General features: G+C 57.1%; 2 protein-coding genes. One reads left to right on the top strand and one right to left on the bottom strand.

Going from position 1 to position 1,237, the window contains the following annotated elements:
• Positions 1 to 167: 167 nt before the first annotated feature.
• Positions 168 to 260, top strand: a complete 93-nt coding sequence (locus AX690_RS22895; RefSeq protein WP_231732192.1) for a hypothetical protein — start codon at positions 168 to 170, stop codon at positions 258 to 260.
• An 88-nt stretch (positions 261 to 348) separates the two neighbouring features.
• Here the strand turns inward: AX690_RS22895 and AX690_RS22890 are convergent.
• A partial coding sequence (locus tag AX690_RS22890; RefSeq protein ID WP_231732191.1) for a hypothetical protein occupies positions 349 to 1,237 on the bottom strand: 889 nt, incomplete at its 5' end.

Raw genomic sequence — 1,237 nt, 5'->3', positions numbered from 1 at the left:
TGTCATCCCGGCCGCAGCGCGTAGCGCGGAGAGCCGGGACCCAGGGGCGGCGCGCACGGCGTTCCTTCACCCCTGGGTCCCGGATAGCCTCTTCGAGGCTTCCGGGATGACACGGGTTTGTGCGGGTTGTCGCCGTCCTTCTCCCCCGGAGAAGGAGCCCTCCTTAAATCTCACGGCGAGACGATCGCAGGGCTGGTCGGGTTGCTCAAGGACGGCGCGGAGCGCCGCCGCGGCGCGGCCGGCCGGAGGCCGGTCCTTGACCAACCCGCCCAGCCTTGCACGCTGCAGCCTCCAAGAGATTTAAGGATCGCACCCGACCGGGGGGGGGCGGGGCAGATACTAAGCCTATTAGGAAATGTAGCTTACTAGTTCGCGGGCTATCGACGTAAGTCTTGGGCTTACAATGCTCTCCCCGGTTGGGGCTTGTTGAGTAACTGCCTCTGCGAAACCACGTGATCTGAGATCATGTGCGACATGTACAAGGCGGCGCTTCTCTTCATCATCGAATATCGCTGCCCGGGCGTAGTGAGCGCCAAATTCTTCACCCCAGGGGGATGTAACAATTCCGTTTGCCACCATAATCCCCCGGCCTAGCCATTTGGGCCAGTTTGCGTGGTCTGCAATAAGGGTGAGTGCTTGAGGTGTCAGTTGCTCAATTTGAGCGAGAGCGAATTTGTGTCTTGAGAATAGTGCTCTGTAGTCACTATGGGCTATATAATTAAGAGCGTTGGCCAAGTGGTTGAGTAAGTCTCCGTCAGGCGGGTTGTGCTCAACAATACGCACTATCTTCGAAAAGAGAGCCCCTCCCCATGGGTCGGTTACAAGTTTTCCGATTTTAAGAACTGTCTCTTCCGTATTTTCCGTTTTGTTAAAAAACCTGGCGAGAAGAATCTCAAGTTTCTTTTGTCTTAGCGCCTCGTTGGTGTCCGAGGCGACAGAGAGTATGGCCTTTACAGCCTCGCTTCCTGGCAGAAGGCCGAGGAGCGCGTCCATTGTGGCCTTCTGCACGCCTTTAGCCGCTTCCGTCGCGATTTCTTCAGGAGTGAGCTTGGTTGCCTCTAGCCGATCATCCAAAGACGATCGTGCAATGGGTGAGCCTAACGCAGGAAGGCTTCCGGATAGCGGAGCGGGTAGTTTGTCGTTTGGCATATTTCGAGTTGTAGCCGTGTGCCGGGGGGGGGCAAGCTTCTTTCTCGCCCCCCCCCGGCACACGGCTACAACTCGAAATATGCCAAAC

The organism is Caulobacter sp. CCH9-E1 (assembly GCF_001556515.1).
Lineage (GTDB): Bacteria > Pseudomonadota > Alphaproteobacteria > Caulobacterales > Caulobacteraceae > Caulobacter.
This window is presented reverse-complemented; position numbering and strand designations above follow the sequence as displayed.